General features: G+C 43.7%; 19 protein-coding genes. 7 read left to right on the top strand and 12 right to left on the bottom strand.

The features are described 5' to 3' along the window. Positions 1-60: 60 nt before the first annotated feature. From L4D20_RS07645 to L4D20_RS07660, 4 genes are all read left to right on the top strand, one after another. A complete protein-coding gene (locus L4D20_RS07645; RefSeq protein ID WP_428800987.1) occupies positions 61-588 on the top strand; it encodes a porin family protein in 528 nt (175 codons plus the stop codon). Positions 589-624: 36 nt separating this feature from the next. Then, positions 625-1134, top strand: a complete 510-nt coding sequence (locus L4D20_RS07650; protein WP_428800988.1) for a hypothetical protein — start codon at positions 625-627, stop codon at positions 1132-1134. 113 nt (positions 1135-1247) lie between these two features. Next, the gene (locus L4D20_RS07655) at positions 1248-1757 is read left to right on the top strand and encodes a hypothetical protein (protein ID WP_428800989.1); all 510 of its coding nucleotides are present in this window, start codon (positions 1248-1250) and stop codon (positions 1755-1757) included. 47 nt (positions 1758-1804) lie between these two features. Beyond that, complete coding sequence (locus L4D20_RS07660) at positions 1805-2293, top strand: hypothetical protein (RefSeq protein ID WP_428800990.1); 489 nt, start codon at positions 1805-1807, stop codon at positions 2291-2293. A 42-nt stretch (positions 2294-2335) separates the two neighbouring features. Here the strand turns inward: L4D20_RS07660 and phoU are convergent, their stop codons facing one another. The 7 genes from phoU to phoB all read right to left on the bottom strand — a co-directional run bounded on the left by phoU (position 2336) and on the right by phoB (position 11007). Next, complete coding sequence (gene phoU, locus L4D20_RS07665) at positions 2336-3034, bottom strand: phosphate signaling complex protein PhoU (protein ID WP_428800991.1); 699 nt, start codon at positions 3032-3034, stop codon at positions 2336-2338. Between the two features lie 41 nt (positions 3035-3075). Then, positions 3076-3894 carry a phosphate ABC transporter ATP-binding protein PstB gene (gene pstB / locus L4D20_RS07670; RefSeq protein WP_428800992.1) on the bottom strand — a complete coding sequence of 273 codons (819 nt, stop codon included), beginning with the start codon at positions 3892-3894 and terminating at the stop codon, positions 3076-3078. 2 nt (positions 3895-3896) lie between these two features. Then, entirely contained in the window at positions 3897-5543 is a 1647-nt protein-coding gene (pstA, locus tag L4D20_RS07675; RefSeq protein ID WP_428800993.1) for a phosphate ABC transporter permease PstA, read from the bottom strand. A 42-nt stretch (positions 5544-5585) separates the two neighbouring features. Continuing rightward, on the bottom strand, positions 5586-7775 hold the full coding sequence (locus tag L4D20_RS07680) for an ABC transporter permease subunit (protein WP_428800994.1): 2190 nt from the start codon (positions 7773-7775) through the stop codon (positions 5586-5588). A gap of 155 nt (positions 7776-7930) precedes the next feature. After that, the gene (locus L4D20_RS07685; protein WP_428801276.1) at positions 7931-8947 is read right to left on the bottom strand and encodes a PstS family phosphate ABC transporter substrate-binding protein; all 1017 of its coding nucleotides are present in this window, start codon (positions 8945-8947) and stop codon (positions 7931-7933) included. A gap of 2 nt (positions 8948-8949) precedes the next feature. Continuing rightward, positions 8950-10248, bottom strand: a complete 1299-nt coding sequence (gene phoR / locus L4D20_RS07690) for a phosphate regulon sensor histidine kinase PhoR (protein WP_428800995.1) — start codon at positions 10246-10248, stop codon at positions 8950-8952. 69 nt (positions 10249-10317) lie between these two features. Further along, positions 10318-11007: a phosphate regulon transcriptional regulator PhoB gene (gene phoB, locus L4D20_RS07695; RefSeq protein WP_428800996.1), complete on the bottom strand. Its 690-nt coding sequence runs from the start codon at positions 11005-11007 to the stop codon at positions 10318-10320. A 309-nt stretch (positions 11008-11316) separates the two neighbouring features. Here phoB and rdgC point away from each other — a divergent pair, with 309 nt between their 5' ends. The 3 genes from rdgC to L4D20_RS07710 all read left to right on the top strand — a co-directional run bounded on the left by rdgC (position 11317) and on the right by L4D20_RS07710 (position 14137). Beyond that, positions 11317-12231 (top strand): recombination-associated protein RdgC, encoded by a 915-nt coding sequence (rdgC, locus tag L4D20_RS07700; RefSeq protein ID WP_428800997.1) that lies wholly within the window; start codon positions 11317-11319, stop codon positions 12229-12231. A gap of 246 nt (positions 12232-12477) precedes the next feature. Beyond that, positions 12478-13881, top strand: a complete 1404-nt coding sequence (gene trhP, locus L4D20_RS07705; protein ID WP_428800998.1) for a prephenate-dependent tRNA uridine(34) hydroxylase TrhP — start codon at positions 12478-12480, stop codon at positions 13879-13881. A 1-nt stretch (position 13882) separates the two neighbouring features. After that, positions 13883-14137 carry a YfhL family 4Fe-4S dicluster ferredoxin gene (locus L4D20_RS07710; protein ID WP_248007628.1) on the top strand — a complete coding sequence of 85 codons (255 nt, stop codon included), beginning with the start codon at positions 13883-13885 and terminating at the stop codon, positions 14135-14137. A 107-nt stretch (positions 14138-14244) separates the two neighbouring features. Here L4D20_RS07710 and mepA read toward each other — a convergent pair whose 3' ends face one another. The 5 genes from mepA to tgt form a co-directional block, all read right to left on the bottom strand. Next, positions 14245-15081 carry a penicillin-insensitive murein endopeptidase gene (gene mepA, locus L4D20_RS07715; protein WP_428800999.1) on the bottom strand — a complete coding sequence of 279 codons (837 nt, stop codon included), beginning with the start codon at positions 15079-15081 and terminating at the stop codon, positions 14245-14247. A gap of 194 nt (positions 15082-15275) precedes the next feature. Continuing rightward, on the bottom strand, positions 15276-16223 hold the full coding sequence (secF, locus tag L4D20_RS07720; protein WP_428801000.1) for a protein translocase subunit SecF: 948 nt from the start codon (positions 16221-16223) through the stop codon (positions 15276-15278). Between the two features lie 14 nt (positions 16224-16237). After that, the gene (secD, locus tag L4D20_RS07725; RefSeq protein WP_428801001.1) at positions 16238-18094 is read right to left on the bottom strand and encodes a protein translocase subunit SecD; all 1857 of its coding nucleotides are present in this window, start codon (positions 18092-18094) and stop codon (positions 16238-16240) included. A 21-nt stretch (positions 18095-18115) separates the two neighbouring features. Continuing rightward, positions 18116-18445, bottom strand: coding sequence for a preprotein translocase subunit YajC (yajC, locus tag L4D20_RS07730; protein ID WP_428801002.1), 330 nt, complete (start codon positions 18443-18445; stop codon positions 18116-18118). 112 nt (positions 18446-18557) lie between these two features. After that, positions 18558-19691 carry a tRNA guanosine(34) transglycosylase Tgt gene (tgt, locus tag L4D20_RS07735; protein WP_428801003.1) on the bottom strand — a complete coding sequence of 378 codons (1134 nt, stop codon included), beginning with the start codon at positions 19689-19691 and terminating at the stop codon, positions 18558-18560. Between the last annotated feature and the right edge of the window lie 95 nt (positions 19692-19786).

Here is a 19786-nt window from a genome sequence, read left to right on the forward strand (position 1 = left end):
GCGCCTATAGGATGGAGAGTGCTCATGGAAAGAGTCTTAATTATCATTTGAGAGTAAATCATGAAAATAGCGTTAACCCCCCTTTTAATTGCATCTTTTATTTCAGCGCCTGTTTTAGCAAACACACTTGAGGGCCACCGCGTTGGTCTGGGTTTCAATAAAACAGATGTAGAAGACTCTATTGGCGTATTTTCCGATGAGTATTCTTCGAATGGTCTAAAGCTCGAATACGGTTACGACTTCAACAACATCGTTGGTATGAATGTATCTGTCGGTAAGGGCAGTGGTGACTTCCACGGTACTGACTTTGATGCTAGTACGTTCAAAATGGACGCTGACATTGGTTACGCTTTCGACTTAACAGATTTCACAGTGAAGCCCTACGGTGCTATCGGCTACGCCAGCCATAAAGAAGAGCATCTAGGGGGTGATTGGAAAGATTCAAACATCTTCCTTGGTTTTGGTGCCCGCGCTTATATTGGCAATCACTTTTATTCCGATCTTAGATTTGATTTCATCAATTTGAAGGATGGCAGTGTCAATAGTTATGTCGATCAACTGTCATTTACTGTTGGTTATAAGTTCTAGTCTAGCGCCTTAAGAAATATTACCGAGAATACTCCTATGAAAAAGCTACTTATCACATTGATGCTACTAGTGTCATCGAGCGTTTTGGCTAACAACGTACACATCTCTCCAGACATGAGAATTGGACCTTACACAGGTTCAGGTATATCAGGTGGTGGAGTTCAAGTTGGTCTTGCTGACATATATGGTTTAGATGCTATTTATGTTTCTTATAGCCACACATCTGCTGATTTCTTGACGTACAAAGATCGCTTAAAAACCTATCGTGTAGGTGGACAGTACCAATTAGTTACAGTACCAAAAATGGCTTTACAGCTTGAAGTTGGCGTCGTTGAGTATGAAGGCAGTAAAGACAATATTTGGGGCACGCAGACCAGCTATACCGAAGATACAGGAGCGAGTATTTCGGCTTCTTGGGTGATATTTATCAATGATCACATCGGATTTAGAGCTGGTGCTGATTTTAACTATTTAGACAAAGATAAGACGGATTTTAATCAAAACATTTCCGCAATGCTGTCGACTGGTGTCGTATTCCACTTCTAGCACGGCACACCCTAATTAAGTTACTCACTTAAAAATTCAAGTATTTTGCTCTATCCCCTTTCCATTACGTTGAAAGGGGAGGAACTGTTACACCTAATTTATTGGTATCAACTATGAAAAAGCTTTTTCTCTCAATCATATTGCTAGTTTCGACTAATGCATTAGCTAATACTATCCATATATCACCAGATTTTAGAATCGGGCCTCATTTAGGATCTGGTGTCGCTGGTGGTGGTTTTCAATATGGCTTAGCTGATACGCTTGGATTAGAGGCTCTTTACGCCTCTTACAGTCATACATCATCTGAAATACTTAGGTCACATACTCGCCTAGAAACCTACCGTGTAGGCGGGCAATTTCCAGTCATACCTGCCGCTAATATATCACTTCAAATAGAAGCAGGGGTTGTTAAGTACGAAGGAACCCGTAACTCTTATACCAGCGATGAAGTTCGCTATGGCGCTGCAACAGGCGCTAGTATTTCAGCTGCTTGGGTCATATTTGTTAATGACAATCTTGGTTTTAGATTAGGTGGTGATTTCAATTTCATCGATCAAAACAAAAGTACCGATTCACACTCTGTCTACGCAACGATCGCGACCGGTGTCGTCTTTCAGTTCTAATCTGATTTTTCAGTCATTTAACGAAACCAACCTAACAGACCTATATTATGAAAAAACTGCTTCTATCAATAATGCTCCTTACCCCCATCAGCGCTTCTGCAATGGGCATCCATATTTCTCCTGAAGTGAAGGCTGGCATTATGCTAGGTTCCGGCATACAACTCGGCGTTACCGATGTGTGGGGACTAGAGGCCGTATATGGAAGTTACCATTACATGTCTGAAACGAACTCGGTTTATGACCACTCTTCAAAAGCATACCGAATGGGGGTTCAAAAGATGTTTGGTCAAAATAAACGCTTTGGATTTCAGGCCGAGATTGGTTATGCAGAATATGAAGGAACACGTGATAGTTGGTCAGAAACCAAACATCGCACAGCCGAAAGTGTGAGTATTGGTGGAGCGTATGTGTATCAAGCAACAGATTCGATCGGTTTGCGAGCGGGAATGGATATCAACTTATATGGGATCGGAAATGCGTATTTCGCTTATGGCGCACAACCTTCATTTAGCCTTGGGGCGATATTCCACTTCTAATATACTGCTGACTAACTCAAAAGTTACGCAATACCGACAAACCTAGCGTAGTGCATCATCAATGCTCTGTTCGCCCAAGTGGCGAACATCTTTGCCTTTCACAAAATAGATGATGTACTCACAAATATTCTGGCAGCGATCGCCTACTCTCTCAATAGCTCTAGCTGACCACATCACTTGCAAAATATTAGGGATATTTTCAGGGTCTTCCATCATATACGTCATCAGCTGACGAATAACAGCGTCATACTCTTCATCTATCTTATCGTCTAATTTATACACCTGTGCAGCTGAGTTAACATCCATCCGCGCAAACGCATCCAATACTTGATGAAGCATAGCAATCGCTTGACGACTCAAAGGTTCTAAAGAAACATGAAACGGCTGCTCTTTAGAGGAGGGATTTTCAATTGCCACTTTTGCAATACTTGTTGCAACATCACCAATACGTTCTAAATCGGTAATCGTCTTAATGATCGCCATAATCAAGCGCAGATCTTTAGCCGTCGGTTGGCGCTTAGCAATAATTCGAGTACACGCTTCATCTATCGATACTTCCATAGAATTCACTTTATGATCGTCTTTCACTACTTTCTTAGCCAGCTCAATATCATCTTTGTGCAAAGCTTGCATCGCAAATGAGAGTTGCTGTTCAACTAACCCACCCATAGTTAACACATGGGTACGAATCGATTCTAACTCGACATTAAATTGACCTGAAATGTGACGACCAAAATTCATTCTTGTTCCGTTCTCCTATTTGATGCTAAGTGCTTATATTTCTAACCGTACCGACCTGTAATGTAATCTTCTGTTTGAGTCTTTCTTGGCGATGTAAAGATTGAATCGGTATCTGAGTACTCTATCAGTTTTCCCATGTGAATAAATGCGGTGTGATCACTAACCCGAGCGGCTTGTTGCATGTTATGTGTAACAATTGCTACCGTATATTTGTCTTTAAGATCATTGATTAACTCTTCAATGGTTAGGGTTGAGATCGGATCAAGTGCTGACGTTGGTTCATCAAGTAGGAGGACTTCCGGCTCTATCGCAATTGCCCTTGCTATAACCAAACGTTGCTGCTGACCACCTGATAACCCAAACGCATTTTCATGCAATCTATGCTTCACTTCATCCCATAATGCGGCGGCACGAAGTGAATGTTCAACTGCGTCATCAAGTGCTCGACTATTGCTAATCCCTTGTAGGCGTAAGCCATAAACCACATTTTCGTATATCGATTTAGGAAAAGGATTCGGACGTTGAAATACCATGCCGACTCGGCGGCGCAATGTAGCTACGTCCACATTCGGGTGGTAAACGTTCTTACTGTGGAGCTTTACCTTCCCCTCAACACGGCACCCTTCAACCAAGTCATTCATTCGATTTATACAGCGAAGAAGCGTTGATTTTCCACAACCCGATGGACCGATAAAGGCAGTCACTTGCCCCTTAGGGATCCGCATTGAAATATCACTCAGCGCTTGGGTATCTTTATAAAAAAGATTAAGCCCTTCTATAGAGATGGCTGTTTGATCTTCGGTTAGGTTGCTCACATCTAAAGGAGTTTGATATCCCAACGCTTGATTGACTGAAAACATGATTAATCTTGTCCTAAGGTACGGTATTTTTCCCGTAAGTTATTACGAATACTAATTGCCGTTAAGTTTAAGCTGATAATAACCGTCACCAGTAAGAATGACGTGGCATAAACAAGGGGTCTTGCCGCTTCAATATTGGTTGATTGAAAACCAACATCATAAATATGAAAGCCCAGATGCATGAATTTACGGTCTAAATGTACAAATGGGAACTCACCATCAACGGGTAAGCTGGATGCCAACTTCACAACCCCAACTAACATTAACGGTGCTACCTCACCAGCAGCTCTTGCTACCGCTAAGATTAACCCTGTTATGATAGCAGGACTGGCCATCGGCAATACTATTCGCCACAAGGTTTCAAATTGAGTCGCCCCAAGCGCAAGGGAACCGTGCCTAACAGAACTTGGGATTCGAGTTAAGCCCTCTTCTGTCGATACAATCACTACGGGCAATGTCAAGACAGCCAACGTTAACGCTGACCATAATAGACCTGGCGTACCAAAGGTAGGGGCAGGAAGCCGTTCGGCATACAAGAGTGAATCTATTGAGCCCCCTAATGTATAAACGAAAAAACCTAATCCGAATACGCCGTAAACAATAGAAGGTACGCCCGCAAGATTAATAACGGCGACTCGAATAATTCGTGTAAGGGCATTATTTGCTGCATATTCATGAAGATAAATCGCCGCAATGACACCTAATGGCATCACCACAATCGACATAATTATAACCAATAGAACTGTACCAAAAATAGCTGGAAACACCCCACCTTCCGAGTTCGATTCTCTAGGGCTTTCTGATAGGAATTTCCAAACTTGCTTGCACCACTGAGCCACTTTTTCAGCTGTGCTCATTTCATTTGGATACCATACATCAAGAATTTGGCTAACTGGAATTAACGTGCGTTGCCCTGTCATATCCTCAACGATCAACGTGTCTTTATTTAGCTGCTCACGCAGTTTAAATAAGTTTTTATCCGCGACTTCTAATTGAGCGTCAAGTTTGTGTTTTTTGTTTTGATACTCTTTTAAATAGGCTTCATCAAGCGTTCCGTTTAGCTCTCGCTTACGCTTATCTAGCCTCATTTGTTCAAGTATTCGACTGACCGCTTTAAATTCACGTTCAATAACAGAGTTTATCTCAACTCGAAGTAACTCAACTTTAGCGTGCCCTTGCGAAAATACATTGAGTAAGTCTTCCGATAAAACGTCAGCCTCTGTTTGATAGCCGACTGGTTTACCATAAAAATCACCATTCCTAGTTCTCTCAATCACCGCCCAGCCTTTAGGCTGTGTTTTTCGCTCAATATCTATATCTAATATCGATACAAAATCAGCAGGGTAAAGCTCTCGGTTTGCGACTTTTATACTGTAACGCGTGACCAAATCATCAACTTCTTTATTGCTAGGAAGCGTCAAGTTCATCGCTTGTAGTCGAGTGATCGGCACATATTCTTGCGCGTACAGTTGACCGACTAGAATCTCACCATCTTGTGTCTGCCACTGATATAACGGAGCCGGCCAAAAATAAGATAGCCCTTTCCAACCGATAAGCAGCATCAACCCCATCACCGACAGTAAGCTGATACTCACAGCTCCACCCGTAAGCCATATCCAAGGCGCGCCCGACTTCAACCACCTCAACATGGCATCTCTGCCTTAGCTTTTATAGTTAGATACATATAATAATTACAGCGCACGATAACGCTCCCGTAGCCTCTGCCTTACCCATTCAGCAATTGAGTTCACGGCAAAGGTAAACATAAGAAGCAGCAGCGCGCCTAAGAAGAGTATTCGATAGTGAGTACTAGCAACTTCGGACTCAGGCATTTCTACCGCTATCGTTGCTGAAAGTGTTCGCATTCCCTCTAAAATATTCCAATCCAAAATTGGTGTATTCCCTGTTGCCATTAATACAATCATGGTTTCACCTACCGCTCGCCCGAGCCCCATCATAATGGCTGAAAAGATCCCTGGGCTAGCCGTTAACAAAACCACGTAGATTAGAGTCTGCCAAGGTGTTGCACCGAGAGCCAAAGAACCATCAGATAGATGCTTAGGAACCGAAAAAATCGCGTCTTCAGATATCGTAAAAATTGTCGGTATGACAGCAAAGCCCATTGCAAAGCCCACCACAAGCGCATTTCGTTGATCAAAATCGACACCAATATCTGCCAAGTAGATACGGACATCGCCATCAAATAGCCACAGCTCTAAAGCGGCACTTTGGGATAAAATAGCGATTACGAGACAGACAAGAACTGGCATCAAAATTAATCCGTGCCAACCATTGGGAAACAATGAAACAAATTTACTCGGTAATACGTGCCATATTGCTCCAACTACCACCGTAGAGAGTGGTAAGAATATGAGTAGTGCAATAACGGCAGACAAATGTGTTTCAACAATAGGCGCGAACCAAAGACCGGCTAAAAATCCGATAATAACAGTAGGGAAAGCTTCCATAAGTTCGATCGATGGCTTCACAATTCGTCGCATTTTCTCTGACATGAAATACGCCGTGTATATCGCTCCAAACACCGAAATAGGGACGGCAAACAGCATCGCAAATGCAGCCGCTTTCAATGTGCCAAATGCGATGGGAACTAGGCTGAATTTGGCTTCAAAATCATCATTAGCTGACGTGGTTTGCCAAGTATATTGAGGCTCAGGATAACTTTCATACCAGACTTTGTGCCAAAGCGAAGAGAACGATATTTCCGGGTGCTCATTATTAACAAGCGCAACGGACAATTCATTACCCGTCAATGACAGAAGATATTTCTCATTATTCGACATTGCCGCTAGCGTTGGCGCTTGCTGATATGGACGCTCAAACATCACCAACTTTTCGCTAGTTGTGTAATGACTTTGCAAGCTGCCATTGGTGTAAAAGCTGTAAAAACCCTTACGAAAGGTATCTGGAAGTAGAAACTCAAGTTGTGAGGCGAGCTCGAATTCTCGGATGTATGTCAGTCTGCGCTCTCCATCACTCAATACATCAAACCATTGAGAGACTAAACCGTCTTGATGCGTCACAAGCAATGAATAGGCACCCGAAAGTAAATCAATATTGGATACTGAGTGCTTATTAGTACCTTGACTGAGATCCACCACTTCGCGCACCACAAACTTCTGGTTTTGCTTTTGTGCAACCACCAGATCAGATCCACTGCGCATATAAAGTGTCTCACCACTTGGGGTCAGGATCAGCTGTTCTAAATGGGGAAGAAGCGAGTTGAAACGAAACTCATGAACCTTAGTCCCATCGTTCCATCGAACCAACACCATACCACTTTCATAATATCCAACTAAAGTGAGCAGTTTTTCATTGATAGCAAAATCAAACTGAGATAACGAATCGGTGGAATGGATTAAATTCATCCCCTCTATCAAATCATAACTTTCAACGTTGGGAGTGAAGTTGCCACCCTTTCGACTTTGATTATTCGAAAACTGGGGTCTAAATAGAAACAGCTGATCTGAAGTGTCAATCACCGCTTGCCAGCCGTTAGGCTTTTTATTTTTTGTATATAGACTAATGTCATCGGCAATGGAAAAAGAGGTATGGGCGGACTTTGAGCCGTCTAAAGACCAGAAATCAAGTTGGCCCATTTTAGAAAGAGCATAGGCGTGCCCACCGTATTCATCGATTCCAATCGAAATGGACTCAGGGGTGTCAATAATATTTGAAGAGTGATTAGATTCGATATTGGCATCAGAAAAGAGTGGCAATACCACCAAAGCTAAATAAACAAATATCAGTACCAACGCAGCTAAGACTCCAATACCACCACAAGAGACCAATAGACGAACAACACGATCTTTGATAAATCGCTTTCTATCTGGCTCTTTTAATGAAAAGTCGGCGCTGGGCATGGAACTCTCTATCTAGGTTTAAGGTAATTAGAATATTTCACTTTGATGACAATTATATTACAAAACAAGCTAAGTCGCTGAAAACAAAAAAGCGTAAGGTGGTAAATAATCAATTATGAGCTGTTAAAGCGTAATTAATCGCCTAGCCATAACTTCTAATACTCTACGCCAATTTTCTTTAACTCTTGCCGTGCTATATCAGAGCTGATTGGGATATAGCCATCCTTTTTCACTAACGCCTGCCCCTGTGAAGAGAAAATAAAGCGTATGAATTCTTGCTCTATTGGTGTCAAAGCATGACTTGGGTGTTTGTTTATATAAATATAGAGGTAGCGTGATAGTGGGTACTTACCTGACAAAATATTATCATAGCTTGGGGCTACAAAATCTTGTCCGGTTTTTGATATTGGGATCAACTTAACGCCAGATATTTGATAGCCAACACCAGAATACCCTATTGTATTTATAGACGAAGAGACTGATTGAACAACAGAGGCAGAGCCTGGTTGTTCATTAACGTTATCTTTGAAGTCGCCACTACACAGTGCGTTTTGTTTAAAGTACCCATAGGTGCCAGAAACAGAGTTACGACCAAACAGCTGCATTCGTCTTTGGGCCCAATCGTAATCTAGACCCAGTTGAGACCAACTCGATACACGCTCGGTTGCACCACACCGTAGTGTTACGGAAAAAATACTATCAAGCTGTGAAAAATTAAGCCCACTGATCGGGTTATCACGGTGAACAAACACACCAATGGCATCTATCGCTACTCTTAGCTCGGTGGGTTTGTACCCATGTTCACGCTCAAATGCTTCCATCTCTCGGTTTCGCATAGGTCGACTCATAGGACCAAATTGCGCCGTACCTTCCGTTAGCGCTGGTGGAGCCGTAGATGAACCTGACGCTTGGACTTGAGCATTAATGCTTGGGTACTGCTCCTCGAACTCTTCTACCCATAACGTTGTCATTCCGGCGAGAGTATCAGAGCCAACAGATAAGATAGTTCCAGAGATGCTTGGAATTTTTTTATACGGTTTTAGCGTTTTCTTATCGGCAACTAAACGGCTTTCGTCCGTAATTAGTTTCTTATTTTCAGGCACTACCTCTTCAGCTTGAGCAGTGAGTGAACTCATAGAGAGTGCCAATAATAGATAAGCCGCGTATTTCATCATCACTCCACGATTAAACGACTAGGTAAGATAAACGAGAACTTACTGCCCACACCAACAACACTTTGAATCTCCAAATGCGCATCATGGTGGGTCAATGCATGCTTCACTATCGCAAGTCCTAAACCGCTACCACCAGTATCTCGAGAACGCGCTTTATCAACACGATAAAAACGCTCTGTTAATCTATGTAAATGCTGCGGTTCAATACCATCACCACTGTCCTCCACCTCAAGGCAAGCCCCTTGCGCAGTCTTAAACCAGCGCACTTTGATCTGTGCCCCTGCTTCAGTGTATTTCACCGCATTGTAAACAAGGTTTGAAATAGCACTACGCAGTTGATCTTCATCAGCAAAAACTTTCAATTCTGAGTCGACCTTGAATTCCAGTTGATGTGCGTCATCACCACTTAGGCTTACTGCCTCTTTCTCCAGTACTTCAAGCATGGCAGGGACATTAACCACATCGTCAAACTCATCCATCGGTGCGGCTTCAATCTTAGACAGCGTCAGCAATTGGCTCACCAAGCTGTTCATACGATTGAGTTGCTCAGTCATCACGCCATGCGCTTTGCCCCACATAGGGCCCACTAGCATGTCAGGATCTTCCGTCATCTCGAGATAACCGCGAAGAACCGTCATTGGAGTACGTAATTCATGAGATACGTTAGCGAAGAAGTTACGACGCATTCCTTCAAGCTTCTTGAGTTGCGATACATCACGTACCACCATAAGGTGCTCACCTTCCGTATAAGGCACGATACGTAGCTCAAGCATTCGCTCAACATTAAGTGGCGAAGGCATCTCTAGCGGCTCAGAAAAATCCTGCTTATTGAGATACTTAATAAAATCGGGCGTACGGATAAGGTTCGAAACCGGTTGACCTGAATCATCTGGCCATTTGAAGCCCAGTAAGTGCTGCGCAAGCTTGTTACACCAAACGATGTTCCCCTCGCCACGAAATACCACTACGGCATCAGGCAGGGATTCCGCACCATTACGGAAACGACGAATGAGGTTAGTAAGCTCTTTACGTTTTTTACGCTGACGTTGCTGAAGGCGGTAAATACCGTTAAACAGAGATTCCCAGTTGCCACTTCCTGAAGGGGGGGTGAGTCTTTTCTCATCCCATAGCCACGCAGATAATCTCATCTGATTATGTAGGTGCCACAACAACTGCAAAACCGTGGCAGCTAATAGCAACCACGGCATATATCCAAATATCCACCCTACAATAACCCAAGGGGTGTAAAAAAAAGCCAGCTCCCAAGCTAGCTTTTTCCAGGTTAACTTTTCAACCAATGTAATTCCTCGGACACCTGTCCTTTTTCTTCCTCAAAACGGCCTATCAATATCAACAATCTAATAGAATTAAGCTTTTACTGAGAAACGGTAGCCTGCTCCACGAACCGTTTGAATTAACTTGTCATGGCCTGCGTTCTCGAGTGCTTTACGTAATCGACGAATATGTACATCAACCGTACGGTCTTCAACATAGACGTTGGTGCCCCAAACATTATTGAGTAACTGCTCACGACTGTACACGCGCTCTTGGTGCGTCATAAAGAAATGCAGCATCTTAAACTCAGTTGGTCCCATATCGAGTGGCGTATCATTGGCCATCACTCGGTGAGAAACAGGGTCAAGTCTAAGTCCTTGAACATCAATCACATCTTCAAGTGCAGTAGGAGTAACACGACGAATCACTGCTTTTAATCGGGCAACAAGCTCTTTTGGTGAGAAAGGCTTAGTGATGTAATCATCTGCGCCTACTTCAAGACCACGAACCTTGTCTTCTTCTTCGCCACGTGCTGTTAGCATCACAACAGGGATATTGCGCGTTAGTTCTTCACGCTTCATGTGCTTAATAAAGTTAATGCCACTACCGCCTGGAAGCATCCAATCAAGTAGTACAAGGTCTGGAAAGGGTTCAGCTAGCTTATCTACTGCGGTGTTATAATCTTCCGCTTCTACTGCTTGGTAACCTTTCTGTTCAAGAACAAAACACAACATCTCACGGATTGGTGCTTCATCTTCAACCACTAGAATCCTTCTGGACATAATTCAATAACCTTATGTATAAAATTAACGCTAGGGTGATTTTCTCAATCATTAGCGACTTTGGCTTACCCTTTGCAACTATAGGCATTATTACCAGTTAGTATGACACTTTTGTGACCATTGCAAACAAAGTTTAATATAACTTTCGCGGCAGCTTCATAACAAACGACGCCAAACTGAGCTTATTAAGTCAATTTACGGTTAATCGTTTGCCCGATGTTAATTGTGCGAAGATTTTTACACACGGATAAGACAACCCGCTAAAAATTGCCTATCATGATCGACTTAATTCCAGCCTAGAGAAAAAATATGTGGTTTAAAAACTGTCTGGTTTATCGCTTCAATCGCGATATTGAATTCAATGCTGACCAGCTAGAAACGCAACTTGAAGAATTCCGTTTTACACCTTGTGGTAGTCAAGACAAACAAAAGTTTGGCTGGGTAACAGCTATGGGTCGTCAGGGTGACATGATGACGCACGTTTCTGAAAACCGTATTCTGATCTGCGCGAAAAGAGAAGAGAAGATGATTCCGGCTTCAGTGATCAAAGATTCACTGAACAACAAGATTGAAACGATGGAAGCCGCTGAAGGGCGCCCTCTTAAAAAGACAGAAAAAGAGACGCTAAAAGATGAGATCATCATCGATCTTCTTCCAAGAGCCTTTAGCCGTAGCAGCAACACCTTTGTTCTTATCTTGCCAAAAGAAGGTCTTATCCTTGTTGATGCAAGCAGCTACAAAAAAGCGGAAGACGTTCTTGCACTACTGCGTAAAACCATGGGCAGCTTACCGGTTGTTCCTGCTATTCCAGAGCAAGCGATCGATACAACAATGACTGAATGGGTTAAGACAGGTGCGACTCCACAAGGTATCACTTTACTTGATGAAGCCGAGCTAAAATCTATTCAAGAAGATGGCGGTATCATTCGTTGTAAGAAACAAGAGCTAAGCGCAGAAGAGATTCAAAATCACATTGAAGCAAACAAAGTGGTCACCAAACTTGCGCTGGATTGGCAAGAGCGTATTGAATTTTTACTCGCTGAAGATGGCAGTATTAAACGCCTGAAATTCTGTGATGATTTAAAAGATCAAAACGAAGACATTCCACGTGAAGACCAAGCGGCTCGTTTTGACGCTGACTTCTCTTTGATGTGTGGTGAGCTAAGCGTTTTCTTACCGAACCTTTATGAAGCATTGGGCGGTCTACCGCACCCAGACGCGTAATAAATATCTAAACCGTAGATACCACCTTTTAAAACAAACGCTCTTCACTGGTTATTTAGTTTAGCCTGAAGGGCGTTTTTGTTTTCTCTTCCTATCACTTCTCTCACTATTCTTAATGCATAAATTCTCTATTCCCTTATTAAAACTGTGCATTTGTTTTAAGTCACATTTTAACGTAAAATACGCGCCCCTTTACTTCCACTAGGTGGGAGTAACCTGACTTGAGATCAGACTGAGAAAGAAGCAATGACAACTAATACACCATTCGTACCCGAACTACTGTCACCAGCAGGCAGCCTAAAGAACATGCGTTACGCTTTCGCTTATGGCGCAGATGCGGTTTACGCAGGCCAGCCACGCTACAGCCTTCGTGTACGTAACAACGAATTCAATCATGAAAACCTAGAGATCGGCATCAACGAAGCGCACGCTCAAGGTAAAAAGCTTTACGTGGTATGTAACATCCAACCACATAACTCAAAGCTTAAGACTTTCATTCGCGATCTAAAACCAATCGTTGAAATGGGCCCAGACGCTCTAATCATGTCGGATCCTGGTCTTATCATGATGGTTCGTGAAGCTTTCCCTGATATGGCGATTCACCTTTCAGTTCAAGCGAATGCGGTTAACTGGGCGACAGTAAAATTCTGGTCTACTCAAGGTGTTGAGCGTGTCATTCTTTCTCGTGAGCTTTCTCTAGAAGAAATTGAAGAAATTCGTGAGCACTGCCCAGAGACTGAACTAGAAATCTTCGTTCATGGCGCTCTTTGCATGGCTTACTCAGGTCGCTGCTTACTGTCTGGCTACATCAACAAGCGCGATCCAAACCAAGGGACTTGCACCAATGCTTGTCGTTGGGAGTACAAAGTAGAAGAAGCAAAAGAAGATTCTACTGGTCAAATTGTTGAGAAATTTGACCCTGCAGCTGACGTTCAAGCCGTTGAAGTTCAAGACGAGCGCCCTGATAACACGCTAGGTCTTGGCAAGCCAATCGATGATGTTGTACTGCTTTCAGAAGCGCACCGCCCTGAAGAGAAAATGGCTGCATTTGAAGATGAGCATGGTACTTACATCATGAACTCTAAAGATCTTCGTGCTATCCAACACGTTGAACGTCTAACTAAGATGGGTGTTCACTCATTGAAGATTGAAGGCCGTACTAAATCATTCTACTACTGTGCTCGTACAGCTCAGGTTTACCGTAAAGCAATTGACGATGCCGTTGCAGGTAAACCATTCGATGAGAGCCTAATGGGTACGCTAGAGAGCCTAGCTCACCGCGGTTACACGGAAGGCTTCCTACGCCGTCACACACACGATACTTACCAGAACTACGATTACGGCTACTCAGTGTCTGATGCTCAACAGTTTGTTGGTGAATTTACAGGTCAACGCCGTGGTGATTTAGCGGAAGTTGAAGTGAAAAATAAATTCCTTGTTGGTGATAGCCTTGAGCTTATGACGCCAAACGGAAACATTGTGTTCACCCTTGAAGCAATGGAAAACCGTAAGTCACAAGTTATTGATGATGCAAAAGGCAACGGTCACTTTGTCTTCATCCCAGTTCCTGTAGAGTTGGATCTCTCATACGGACTACTGATGCGTAACCTTAATGCCGGTCAGGATACCCGTAACCCAACAGGTAAATAAGATGGCGCTACTGATCACCGACAAATGCATCAACTGTGATATGTGTGACCCTGAATGCCCTAATGGTGCAATCACTATGGGTGACTCTATCTTCGAGATTGATCCTTTGCTGTGTACAGAGTGTAAAGGCCATTACGACAAGCCAACGTGCCAGTCAGTGTGCCCTATCACTAAGTGTATTATTACGGATCCAAAAAACATTGAGACCGATGAAGAGCTTCTAGAGAAGTTCGTTATCATTCAAGGCTTGGCGTAGACTTCAAATCGTCTTAGCTAAAAATAGAAGATAAGAGAAGGAGCACGGACATGTGCTCCTTTTTTGTATCTATTGATTTTTCTTCATTGAGCCTTATTCGTTCGACCTTATTCATTCAGCATAGCCAAACATTGGTTCGGGGGGATTTTTGGCTTTTTCTTCTTAGCGGGTTTAGCAGTCACTTCTGTCTTATCTTCAGGTTTTGGCCACCAACTTTCTAGCTCATAACCGCAACCGTCCCCTTCTGGTGGTTCTGCTTGTGCCTGACAAGAGTTATCTCCTTTTGGGCAATTTAAGCGCACATGGATATGAGAATGATGCCCCCACCACGGTCTTACTTTGCGAAGCCATTCTCGGTTATCGACCTGCTCAGACTGACACAGCTTATCTTTGATTACCGGATGAACAAAAATTCGCGCCACTTGGTCATTCTGAGCAGCGAATTTCACTAATTGAAAGTGCTCATCACTCCAACGCTTTCTGTTTAATTCAAATTGCTTAACGTGAACCACGCTCATCGCTTTCGGTTTGGCAAGCTCTTGTTCGCTTAATGGCTCTTTGGCTAGGCGAAGCCAAACATCAATATCTAACCCCGTTTGGTGACTTGAGTGCCCAGAAGAAAAGCGCCCACCTTGCGGCAGAGAAAGATCGCCAATCAACAAGATCGAGTCTAAGCCTTGGTAGGTTTGCTTTGCGAGAGTTTGAATAAAGCTGACGGTGTCAGGGTGCGCATAATAGCGTTCACGTTGACTGCGGATGACTTGATAACCTTCGCCCTCAAGTGGTAGTGCTTTGCCTCCTGCTAAGCAGCCATTGGCATAGCTGCCAATCGATTCCGTTGGGTGAACCGATGGGTTTTGCTTTGCTTCCCAGCCAGTTGCATTAGCCAATAGCGGTATTACACCTAACAAAGTTCCTGTTAACAGAGCTACCTTATATTTCATTATCTCCTCCATGAAATAACGCTTATCCATAATTAGTCTCACCACCAAATTAGCATAATATAGATATAACTAGCGACTTGTAGCAGAGTTATATCACGCTCATTACCCCTATTCACACTAGTACAGCTTTGCTTCAAATATAAAAAAAGCTGCTAGATTCCTAGCAGCTTTTTGTAGCGGGTTAACAAAACGCCTTATGGCATTTCATCAAACTCTTCGCCTTCTTTCTCAATTTGAGGTGGCATTAGGTGTTCTTTCTGGATACCCAGTTTCAATGCTAGTGCTGATGCAACGTAGATTGAAGAGTAAGTACCGACAGTGATACCTAATAGCAACGCCAGTGCGAAGCCGTGAATCATTGCGCCGCCTTGCGTGAAGAGGGCAATAACCACGAATAACGTAGTACCAGAAGTAATCAACGTACGACTCAATGTTTGAGTGATTGAGTTGTTCATAACCTCAGGTGGCTCGCCTTTACGCATTTTACGGAAGTTTTCACGGATACGGTCAAATACAACGATGGTATCGTTGAGTGAGTACCCGACCACCGTCAGCAAAGCCGCGACAATGGTTAAATCCACTTCAATTTGCAGTAGCGAGAATATACCAAGCGTGATGATGACATCGTGCGCCAATGCCATAACGGCACCTGCCGCTAGACGCCATTCAAAACGAATCGATACATAGATCAAGATACAGATCAGAGAAGCAATGATCGCAAGACCACCCGCTTCTGTTAGTTCGTCACCCACGTTAGGGCCAACGAACTCGATACGACGCATCTCAACACTATCACCCGTACCATCTTTAATCGCATTTAGGATTTGGTTGCCTAGGGTTTCGTTTGCAACACCATCACGTGGACGCAGACGAACCATAACTTCACGTGCTGAACCGAAGTTCTGCACCGTTGCATCGCCAAAGCCTTCCGCTTCAAGTGCACTACGAATGTCTTCTAGATTAGCAGGCTGTTCAAAGCCCACTTCAATTAGAGTACCACCCGTGAAGTCTAGACCCCAGTTTAACCATTTAGTTGATAGCGTAAAAATCGCCGCACCAATCATAAATAGAGAAAAGGCAAATGCGACTTTTGACCAACGCATAAAGTCGATCGTTTTCTCTGCTTTTAGAATTTGAAACATATTAATTCCTAGCCTTAGATCGACAGTTTATCGACACGCTTACCACCGTACAGCAGGTTAACCACACAACGTGTGCCTACAATAGCGGTAAACATGGAAGTCAAAATACCAATGGATAACGTTACAGCGAAACCTTTAATCGCACCTGTACCGACAGCAAACAGAATGATTGCAGTAATTAAGGTGGTGATGTTCGCATCGGCAATGGTACTGAACGCGTTTGAATAGCCTTGGTGAATCGCTTGTTGTGGGTTTTTCCCATCACGAAGTTCTTCACGAATACGCTCAAAGATCAGTACGTTTGCATCAACCGCCATACCAACGGTTAAAACAATACCGGCGATACCTGGCAGCGTCATTGTCGCCCCTGGGATCATCGACATTACACCAATGATTAGAACCAAGTTCGCCATTAGAGCCATGTTTGCGATAAAGCCAAATTTACGGTAGTAGAACAGCGTAAATAGCATTACGGCAACCATACCCCAGATCATCGCTTGAATACCCATATCAATGTTTTGTTGTCCCATCGATGGACCGATAGTACGTTCTTCAACAATTGAAATTGGAGCAATCAAAGCACCCGCACGAAGTAGTAGTGCTAGGTTATGAGCTTCAGCAACAGAATCGATACCTGTGATTCGGAAGTTACGGCCAAGCGCAGTTTGAATTGTCGCTTGGTTAATCACTTCTTCATGCTTGGTTAAAATCACGCTGCCTTCAGGTGTCTTACGACCACTGTCTTTGTACTCTGCAAATACGGTCGCCATAAGCTTACCGACATTTTGACGAGAGAACGTCGACATCTTGCTACCACCTTCACTATCCAGTGAGATGTTAACTTGTGGACGGCCATATTCATCAACGCTTGAGCTTGCATCAGTGATGTGAGCACCACCAAGAATAACGCGCTTTTTAACCACTACAGGGCGGCCATCACGGTTGGTCTTGATTTCGCTACCCGCTGGAGCACGACCGCTCGCAGCCGCTGAAAGGTCAGCTTTATCATCAACTTCACGGAACTCTAGAGTTGCAGTCGCACCAAGAATTTCTTTAGCACGCGCTGTATCTTGAACGCCTGGAAGCTCAACAACGATTCGGCTTGAACCTTGACGCTGAACCAACGGCTCAGCAACACCTAGTTCGTTCACACGGTTACGCAAAATAGTGATATTTTGTTCAACAGCGTAGTTACGAATTTCAGTTAGGCGAGCTTCATTGAACGTTGCAACAAGAGCAAAACGACCGTTACTGTCTGAATCAACAAACGTCATATCACGGTGTTTATCAGCAAGAAGTTTTTTAGCACTTGCGAGTTGTTCAGCATCACGCAGAAGAACTTCAACGGCATCACTACCAGAAGGGCGAATTGAGCGGTAACGAATACGCTCTTCACGCAGCTCACTACGGAACGCTTCTTCTTGTTGGCCAACGAGTGTCTTCATTGCCGCGTCCATATCCACTTCCATTAAGAAGTGAACACCACCACGCAAATCAAGACCAAGCTTCATTGGCGCTGCGCCAATAGACTCAAGCCAATTGGGCGTAGCCGCTGCTAAGTTAAGGGCAACAATTTTGTCTTTGCCAAGCGCTTCGCTGACAATATCACGAGCTGCTAGCTGAGTATCAGTGTCGTTGAAACGAACAAGAACTTGTCCATTCTCTAGAGCAATAGACTTATGGGAGAGACCCTGTTTTTCAAGGGCATTGGTGATGGAATCCAGCGTTGACAGATCAACAGAGGCGCCGCGCGCCCCTGTAACTTGAATAGCTGGATCTTCACCGTAGAGGTTTGGAAGTGCATACAGCGCAGCTGTCGCGATGGCGAAAATCACCATCAAATACTTCCATAACGGATAACGGTTTAGCACAGCAAGATTCCTTTAGCTGTTTTATAGAGACTTCAGTGTACCCTTAGGTAGCACAGCAGTAACAAAATCTTTCTTGATTACAACTTCATTGTTCGCGTTAAGCTCAATTGAGATGTAGTCGTTATCTTCAGCGATTTTAGTGATTTTACCCACTAGGCCACCGCTAGTAATAACTTCATCACCTTTGCCCATTGCAGCCATAAGATTCTTATGCTCTTTTACACGCTTAGCTTGTGGGCGGTAAATCATGAAGTAAAAAATTACTGCAAACATACCTAGCATGATAATCATTTCGAAACCACCACCTGCTGGTCCACCTTCTGCTGCTGCGTGAGCTTGAGAAATAAACATTAAGACGTCCTCTATATATATTTTGTGTTAATTCAATGTAATTGGGGATCACCCCTTCATTTTCAAGTCTTATACCAAGTGTATTCAGGCTGAAAACAAAAGGGTTTTGTAATTATTCGTTACCGAGTGGCGGCGCAGAGCGATCACGACGTGCGTAAAACTCTTCTACAAAGCTATCAAATCGATCTTCATCAATCGCCAAGCGAATGCTTTCCATTAAACGTTGGTAATAACGCAAGTTATGAATCGTATTTAATCGCGCACCTAGAATTTCGTTACAACGGTCTAGGTGATGTAAATATGACTTTGAATAATTCTGGCAAGTGTAACAGTCACAGTGCGGATCTAGTGGTGTTGTATCGGTTTTATGTTTCGCATTACGGATCTTGATCACACCTCCAGTCACAAATAGGTGGCCGTTACGTGCATTTCGCGTAGGCATTACACAATCGAACATGTCAATTCCGCGACGAACGCCTTCAACTAGGTCTTCTGGTTTGCCCACACCCATTAGGTAACGAGGCTTATCTTCAGGAAGTTGAGGACAGGTATGCTCAAGAACGCGGTGCATATCTTCTTTTGGTTCGCCTACTGCTAAGCCACCAACAGCGTACCCATCAAAACCGATGTCAGTCAGTGCTTTTACTGATACGTCACGAAGATCTTCGTAAACACCACCTTGAACGATACCAAACAGAGAATTTGGATTCTCTTGGCGATCAAATTCATTGCGGCTACGGTCTGCCCAACGAACTGAACGCTCCATTGAGATTCGCGCTTCGTCGTGTGTTGCTGGGTATGGCGTACATTCGTCAAAAATCATCACAACATCAGAGCCAAGATCGTATTGGATTTGCATTGATTTCTCTGCATCCATAAAGACCTTGTCGCCGTTTACTGGGCTACGGAAGTGAACACCTTCTTCAGTAATTTTACGAGTCTTACCAAGGCTGAATACTTGGAAGCCGCCTGAATCAGTCAGGATAGGACCTTTCCAGTTCATGAAGTCATGCAAATCACCGTGTAATTTCATGATCTCTTGACCCGGACGTAACCAAAGGTGGAACGTGTTACCAAGAAGAATTTCAGCACCCGTGTCTTTTACTTCTTCCGGTGTCATACCTTTAACCGTACCGTAGGTACCAACAGGCATGAATGCAGGTGTTTCTACCGTGCCACGTTCGAATTGCAGTTGGCCACGACGCGCGTTACCGTTAGTTTTTTTCAGTTCGTACTTTAATCTCACGAGAACTCCAATTTGCCAGAAAAACAGTCTGACTATTATTGATGGGCTTTCACCCTACGAGAGCGGTCGCGGTTCCTTGCGAAGTAAGAGCTAAG

Source organism: Vibrio kyushuensis (genome assembly GCF_050337325.1).
Lineage (GTDB): Bacteria > Pseudomonadota > Gammaproteobacteria > Enterobacterales > Vibrionaceae > Vibrio > Vibrio kyushuensis.